The organism is Saliniramus sp. (assembly GCF_035311605.1).
Lineage (GTDB): Bacteria > Pseudomonadota > Alphaproteobacteria > Rhizobiales > Beijerinckiaceae > Saliniramus.
Map to the genome: position 1 here is coordinate 1 of NZ_DATGCW010000122.1, position 7,397 is coordinate 7,397.

General features: G+C 62.3%; 8 protein-coding genes. 2 read left to right on the top strand and 6 right to left on the bottom strand.

The annotated features are described in order from the left end of the window. Positions 1-1,656 (top strand): ABC-F family ATP-binding cassette domain-containing protein (locus VKP01_RS06135; protein ID WP_324411277.1); only part of this gene is annotated, 1,656 nt, incomplete at its 5' end. 72 nt (positions 1,657-1,728) lie between these two features. Here the strand turns inward: VKP01_RS06135 and VKP01_RS06140 are convergent. From VKP01_RS06140 to flaF, 4 genes are all read right to left on the bottom strand, one after another. Beyond that, positions 1,729-2,796 (bottom strand): TRAP transporter substrate-binding protein, encoded by a 1,068-nt coding sequence (locus tag VKP01_RS06140; protein WP_324411279.1) that lies wholly within the window; start codon positions 2,794-2,796, stop codon positions 1,729-1,731. Positions 2,797-2,902: 106 nt separating this feature from the next. Further along, positions 2,903-4,444, bottom strand: coding sequence for a TRAP transporter large permease (locus tag VKP01_RS06145; protein WP_324411281.1), 1,542 nt, complete (start codon positions 4,442-4,444; stop codon positions 2,903-2,905). A 2-nt stretch (positions 4,445-4,446) separates the two neighbouring features. Then, the gene (locus tag VKP01_RS06150; RefSeq protein WP_324411283.1) at positions 4,447-4,995 is read right to left on the bottom strand and encodes a TRAP transporter small permease subunit; all 549 of its coding nucleotides are present in this window, start codon (positions 4,993-4,995) and stop codon (positions 4,447-4,449) included. 104 nt (positions 4,996-5,099) lie between these two features. After that, positions 5,100-5,483 (bottom strand): flagellar biosynthesis regulator FlaF, encoded by a 384-nt coding sequence (flaF, locus tag VKP01_RS06155; RefSeq protein ID WP_324411284.1) that lies wholly within the window; start codon positions 5,481-5,483, stop codon positions 5,100-5,102. A gap of 211 nt (positions 5,484-5,694) precedes the next feature. Between flaF and VKP01_RS06160 the strand changes: the two genes are divergently transcribed. After that, a complete protein-coding gene (locus VKP01_RS06160) occupies positions 5,695-6,051 on the top strand; it encodes a flagellar protein FlaG (RefSeq protein ID WP_324411285.1) in 357 nt (118 codons plus the stop codon). 79 nt (positions 6,052-6,130) lie between these two features. Here the strand turns inward: VKP01_RS06160 and VKP01_RS06165 are convergent, their stop codons facing one another. Continuing rightward, the gene (locus tag VKP01_RS06165; RefSeq protein WP_324411286.1) at positions 6,131-6,577 is read right to left on the bottom strand and encodes a flagellar biosynthesis repressor FlbT; all 447 of its coding nucleotides are present in this window, start codon (positions 6,575-6,577) and stop codon (positions 6,131-6,133) included. A gap of 113 nt (positions 6,578-6,690) precedes the next feature. Continuing rightward, positions 6,691-7,397: flagellin (locus VKP01_RS06170; protein WP_324411287.1), on the bottom strand; the 707-nt coding region annotated here is incomplete at its 5' end.

Below are 7,397 nucleotides of genomic sequence, written 5' to 3' on the forward strand. Positions count from 1 at the left end.
TTCGTACAGCCCGGCGCGACCTTGCGTTACCTGCCGCAGGAACCGGATCTGACCGGCTATGACACGCTCGGAGCCTATGTGGCCAAGGGTCTAGGTCCGGCCGATGATGCCTATCGCGGCGAATATCTGCTCACCGAACTCGGACTCGATCCTGTGCGTGACACGCAGGGGCTGTCCGGCGGTGAAGCGCGCCGGGCGGCGCTTGCGCGCTCATTGGCCCCGTCGCCGGACATCCTGCTTCTGGACGAGCCAACCAACCATCTCGACCTGCCGGCGATCGAATGGCTGGAAAGCGAGCTCGCCGGAATGCGCACCGCGCTCGTGCTGATCAGCCACGACCGACGTTTCCTCGAAAAGCTCTCGCGCGCCACGATCTGGCTCGATCGTGGGCATACGCGGCGGTTGGAGGAGGGGTTCGGCGCATTCGAAGCCTGGCGCGACAAGGTGCTCGAGGAAGAAGAGCGCGATCGCCACAAGCTGACCCGCAAGATCGCGGCGGAAGAGGATTGGCTGCGCTATGGCGTGACCGCGCGCCGCAAGCGCAATGTCCGGCGGCTCGGGGAATTGCACGGTCTGCGCAAGGAGTTGCGCGAGCAGCGTCGCGCCACCGGCGACGTCAAGCTCGCCGCGACCGAGGGCGAGACTTCCGGCAAGATCGTTATCGAAGCCAGGGGTATCACCAAGGCCTATGACGACGCGCCCATCGTGCGCGATTTCACGATGCGCATCGCGCGGGGCGATCGTGTGGGGATCGTGGGGCCGAACGGGGCGGGCAAGACCACCCTGATCAACCTGCTGACGGGTGGCCTGGCGCCGGATGTGGGCGAGGTGCGCATCGGTGCTTCAGTGCAGATGGTGACATTGGATCAGCGCCGTGAGAGCCTTGATCCGAACTGGACGCTGGCGGAGGCGCTCACGGGCGGACGTGGCGACACGGTTCAGATTGGCGGCGAGACGAAGCATGTCGCGGGCTACATGAAGGACTTCCTGTTCCAGCCCGAACAGATGCGCACGCCCATCGGTGTGCTCTCCGGCGGCGAGCGGGGACGGCTGATGCTGGCGCGGGCGCTGGCGCGACCCTCCAACCTGCTTGTACTCGACGAGCCGACCAACGATCTCGATCTCGAAACCCTCGATCTGTTGCAGGAATTGCTGGCTGATTATGCCGGTACGCTGATCCTGATAAGCCATGATCGCGACTTTCTTGACCGCGTTGTCACCTCCACGGTGATGGCGGAGGGCGAGGGGCGCTGGCGCGAATATGCCGGTGGATATTCGGATATGGTGGCGCAGCGCGGCGCCGGTGTCTCGGCGCATGGCGGTGTGGCGACAGGGGCGAATTCAGGCGCGCGCAAGGGCGGCAAGGATGCCGAAAAGAGCGCTGCGAAATCCGCCTCATCCGGCGGTGAGGCCCGCAAGCGCCGGCTCTCGTTCAAGGAGAAACACGCGCTTGAGACCCTGCCCGGACGGATCGCCGAGCTTGAGGCGCAGATCACGAAAGTAGAGGCGGTGATGGACGATCCCGAGTTGTTCAGCCGTGATCCCGCGCGTTTCGAGGCGGCCACCGCGAAGCTGGGTGAATTGCAGCTCGCGCTCAACCAGGCGGAGGAGCAATGGCTGGAGCTTGAAATGCTGCGTGAGGAGCTGGAAGGCTGATCGCGTGCTTCTCATGAAAACGGCCCCGGTCATACGGGGCCGTCTCTCGTTTGGCGATTGGCGCGTGCGTTATCAGCCGCGACGGGCCGCCAGCATCGGCTCGGTCATCATGCCGCTGTATTCGCGGGCCGCTTCCAGATATGGCTCGTAGCTCTCCAGGACCCGCGCGACGTTGCTGTGCGCGGCGCGCAGTTCTTCACGCACTTCGTTCCAAGCCTGTCGCTGGGCGTTAGTGATGTCATCCGGCCACGGCAGGAATTCGACGCCGGCTTCTTCCAGCTCGCGCGCGGCCTGGGCGTTAAAATAATCGAACTGGGCGTGCATTTCGAGCGCCGCTGCCTGCGCCGCCGCTTCGCAAATCGCCTTGAGATCGTCCGGAAGCTCCGCAAAGGCATCCTGATTGAAGACGACGGCAACGCCTGCGCCCGGCTCGGCATAGGCGGGCATGTAGCACAGATTGGTGATCCGCTGCAGGCCGAAGGCCTGGTCGAGCATCGGGCCGACCCATTCCGCAGCGTCAATCGCGCCCGATTGCAGCGCCTGGAAGATTTCGCCGGCGGGCATCAGCACGGCGTTGACGCCGAGCTTGCGCATCACGTCCGCGCCAAGACCGGCAATGCGCATGTTCAGGCCATTGAGATCTTCGACGCTGTTCAGGCGCTCCTTGAACCAGCCGCCCGACTGGGTGTTGGAATTGCCGGAATAGAAGGGCTTGAGGTTACGCTCGGCATAGACTTCGTCGAACAACTCCTGTCCGCCACCCCATTTCAGCCAGGCGAAATGTTCGTTCGCGGTCATGCCGAACGGTACGCCGGTGAACCAGTGCAGCGCGGCTTCCTTGCCAGCGGCATAGTAGGGCGGACCGTGAACGACCGGTACGGTACCGGCCTGAGCGGCGTCTTCAACTTCAAGCGGAGGCACGAGCTCGCCGGCGCCATAGACTGTGAGTTCCATGCGCCCGTCCGACATCAGATTCACCAGTTCGGCGTAGCGGGTGACGTTCGTGCCCACGCCCGGTGCGGCGGCCGGGAAGGACGAGGCGATATCCCACTTCACATGGCCGCTGGCGATCGCCGGGGCGGCGAGTGTGGTGGCCGTGGCGGCGGCGGCGCCGCCCATCAGGAATGTTCTGCGTTTCATAAAGAGATCCTCCCTCTGGATCATTGACATTGTGCCACCTGGTGGCGGCGCTCTTTGCCTTCGCCCGAAGCCGGTTGTGCCGGCTTTCATCCGAAGGCGACACACTTCATCCGAAGATGACCCGCGGCAGCCATGTCGCGAGCTCGGGCACGGCCAGCAGGATGCCCAGAGCGACGAGTTGCAGCAAGACGAAAGGTATCACTCCGCGATAAATGTCGATGGTCGTGATCGATCGCGGTGCGACCGAGCGGAAATAGAACAGTGCGAATCCGAACGGTGGTGTCAGGAAGCTCGTCTGCAGGTTCATGGCGAGCAGTACCGCGAACCAGACGGGCGAGATATCCGTGCCCAGAATCGCCGGACCGAGCAAGGGCACGACGATGTAGATGATCTCGATCGCTTCGAGAATGAAGCCGAGGATGAAGACCAGCAACATGATCAGGAGCAGCGCACCCCATTGGCCGCCGGGCATGTCGCTCATCATCTCCATGACGAGCCGGTCACCGCCGAAGCCGCGGAAGACGAGGGCGAGCATCGAGGCGGCAATGACGATGCCGAAAACCATGCCCGAGATCTTCATCGTGTCCCCTAGCGCACCTTGCAATGCGCCGCGATTCCATAGCCGTGTGGCAGCGATCAGCACGCCGAGGGTGATGACGATCGCACCCGCAAGCGCGAATTGCCCGGCGGGTGTGTCCAAAGCCGCGCGGCCCATTCCCGCCATGCGCAGGGCGACGAGTGCGAAAGCGGCTATGCCGGCGCCGGCGACGAACCAGCGCTCGATGCGAAACCGCAGCCCCTGCCAGCCGGCGAGCAGCATCGCGCCGATGGCTCCCAGCCCCGCCGCCTCCGTCGCCGTCGCGACACCGGCCAGAATGGAGCCGAGCACCGAGACGATCAGCAGCATCGGCGGCAGGAAGGTGAAGATCACCTCCGTCCAGGTCACCGGTTCGCCCTGCGCCGGAACGCTGACGCCTTTCGCGGGGCGGAGAACGAAACTGAGATACAGCCCGTAGAGCGCGACCAGCATCAGACCGGGAATGAGCGCACCCGCAAACAGATCTCCGACCGAGACCGGCATCGGCGCGAAATTGCCGGCGCGCTGCTGCGCTTCGAGATAGGTATTGCCGATCTGGTCACCCAACAGTACCAGCAGGATCGAAGGTGGGATGATCTGCCCCAATGTCCCCGAGGCGCAGATCAGGCCCGAGGCCCGTCGCGCCGGGATGCCGGCATCCATCATCGGTTTGAGCGCGACGAGCACCAGCATCACCACGGTCGCGCCGATGATGCCGGTCGCGGCCGCAATCATGGCGGAGAAGGCCAGCACCGAAAGCCCCATCCCACGCGGCGAGCCGCCCAGCATCCGCGCAAGCACGCCGAGCATGTTCTCGGCCAGCCGCGCGCGCTCCAGCAACACGCCCATGATCACGAAGAGCGGTACCGCCATCAGCAGGGTGTTGTTCATGACCCCCCAGACCCGGTTTGGAAACAGGGCCAGAAGCGAGAGGTTGAAAGCGTCGAAGAATACGGAGGCGGCAACGGCGACCAGCATCGGAATCCCGGCAATCGCCAGCATGGCCGGAATGCCGCTCAGAATGCCGGCGAAGAGACCTATCACCATGATGATGAGGAAGAGTCCCGACACGCTCAGCCCGTCCCGCTGGAGGTCGGGGAGGGCGGATCTCCCGGCAGGGGCGGTGCGCCGTATTCGGCTTCACGCCTGCGCAGGAAGGCGGCGATCCCCTGGATGATCATCAGGAATGCGGCCAGCGGCAGCGCTGTCTTGATCAGGAAAATGCCGGGCAATCCGCCGGTTTCCAGAGCGCGTTCGCGGATCGCCCAGCTATAGGAGAGGTTGGGCCAGTAGCTGATGATGGTGAGCGCAAACAGCGGGATCAGCAGCAGGACCAGAGCCAGCCCCTCCGACCAGACGCGGTAGCGCGGCGAGAGCCGCTCCGAAAGCACCTCGACGCGCACATGTCCGTCCTGCGCCATGCAGACGGGGAGGGCGAAGATCATGAACACCGCGAAAGCGTAACTGGCAAGGTTTTGCAATTCGATGAAGCCGACTCCGAACCCGTAGCGCAGGACGACGATCCCCAGCACGGATGCGACGAGCATGATCCCCGCGAGCATGCAGACCGCCCGCGCAAACCGATCCGCCACGCGGCTCGCATGTTGGAGAAAACGCACCACCCTGCTCGAATCCTTCCCCGGTTGCGCGCATAGAACCAGCCTGCGCATGCAAGGTCAATAAGGCCCGATGGTGCAGGGTTGTGGATGAGACGCGCGCACGCGGATCAGGCAGCGGGTTGTGGTGCCTGCTCGGAAAGACCTGCTGCGAGTTCGCGATTGATGTTGATCATCGTCGATAGCGCCTCTTTCGACGGACGTGTGCTCGCGGCGAGGATTTCCGTGAGCATGAAGACGGCGAGGTTGGCGACATTCTCGCGCACCTGCCGGGGAAGTGGATTTTCCGGCGTGGTCGCGGAGGTGGCGAAGACGGTCCAGAGCTGCCGGTTGAAGGCGAGCGCGTCGTCAAGCGGCGCGATACTGTTTTCCAACTGGTCATGCGCGGCCTGGAGCTTGCCGGCGGCCTTGATCAGCAGCGTGGCTTCGAGTGCGCGGGGCGGGAGAGGAGCAGCTTTCGCGACTTTGGCGTAGGCATTGGCAGCCGAGTTCATGGACGACCTCACGAGTGAACCTTCGTCACGACTTTTAACCATAGTGCCTTAAAAATGGCTTAAGGCGATTTTGCCAGATGCGGTGATGCGGTATGAGTATTTATCAAGTATCGAAACAGACTATAAGATTTCAATAAAATTCGAGCGTTTGCCTTAGGAGAAATTTTGTCCGCAACTGGTATCCTGTCACTTCGTATCAGGAGTAGTGGCCATGATGGACCCTGGATTGGGTGCTGGCGTAAGCTGGTCATATACAGCAGATTTTCGACGCGAAGGTGTCGCGATGCTGCGCGAGAGCCGCGCGGAGGCAACGGTAACGGCCATCGACGAGGCGCAGTTTCCGCAGGCGGAGCAGGATGCTGATTCCGATCCTGGCACAAGCTTTTCAGATGACCGTGAAGTGCGTTTCGAGCGTGATGCCGAAATCGGTGCTCTGTTATTTCAGGTCGTCAACACCCAGAGCGATGAAGTGATCTTCCAGCTGCCGACGGAAATCATGCTCAACCTGCGCAAGTTCTACGCCGAGAACGCGCCACCGAGCATACCGACTTTCAGCGCTTCGCTCTGACGCGTAAACCGAACAAGTCGACGGATCCAGAAAACGGCCCCTCGCGGGACCGTTCTTTTCGTGTTTCGGATGTCCGCGATCAGGATATGGCAGCCCGGGTCGTGCGGATATCGGCAGGAGCTTCGGGAGCGGATTTGTCCCCTCCCGCCAGGGCCAGCAGGTCCGTTTCATAGGTAATCAGCTTGCGGGCCTGTTTGAGAGCCTTGTAGAGCTTGCGCTCCTGAAGCTGCTCATAGATCGCCAGAATGTGCGGTCGTGTGCCCGGGGCCGCCTGCATGATCTGGTTGGCGATCTCGATGAACGCGGTTTCGCCGGCTTGCGGATCATCGGCCAGATACATGTGTTCAAGCGCGACATAGAGCCGTTTGCAGGGCGTATCCGCCTCTGACTGGGTGATGATATCGCTTTCGCGCAGGATCCGGCTTTGCGATTCCACCACGAAACTCGACCGTTTCGGCCCGTTGCGAATGGTCGTCTCGCCGATGATCAGCCGCTCATTGGGCTTCAGCTCGATCCGTAAGGGCATGGCTCTCTCCCGCTGCACGGCGAAAGGCTAGGCGTGCGTGGTTAATGACCAGTAAAAAACGGCGGCAGGGAAGCCCCACCGCCGTCAAGGTCTCGAAACTGGTCTTCGATCAATCAGCGCAGAAGCTGGAGGATCGACTGGTCGTTCTGGATCGCCAGACCGAGAGCTGACTGGCCGAGCTGCTGCTTGGTCTGCAGAGCCAGGTTGTTGGCGGCTTCCTCGTTCATGTCCGCCAGGGTCAGGCCATCAGCACCGGCCTGGAGCGTATTCACCATTTCCTTGGTGAAGCTCTCGCGATTCTCGACGATCGTCTGCGCGGTGCCGAGCTGGCTCGACAGGCTGCGCAGTTCGCTCACGCCGTCCTGCATGCCTTCAAGCATGCTTTCCAGCTCGTAGTTCGAGCCGAAATTGTTTGCGGTGCCTGCAACGCCGCCCAGCCGATCTGACGTGATATTGCCAAAAGCCGTACCGTCAGCCTGCTTGGAGCTGATTTCGAAGCTGGTACGGTCATTGCCGGTGAGCTCGTTGAAAACAACCTCAAGTGCGTCGCCCATGAGCAGGTTGTTGCCGTTATACCCGGAATCGCGGGCCAGTGCGTCCAGCTCAGTGCGCAGGTCGTTGTAGCTGTTCATCAGCGATTGGCGCGTATCGCTCATGTTTGCGGCATCGACGGCAGCAACGTTGGCGGGTGTCGCACCAAAAACCTGTGTCGCAGCGGTGCCGCCATCCGAAAGGGTCAGTTCGCGACCCGAATCGTTGACGATCACGAGCTCATCACTGTCGTTTACTTCGGCTGACACGCCGGCAGTTGCCAAGTCGC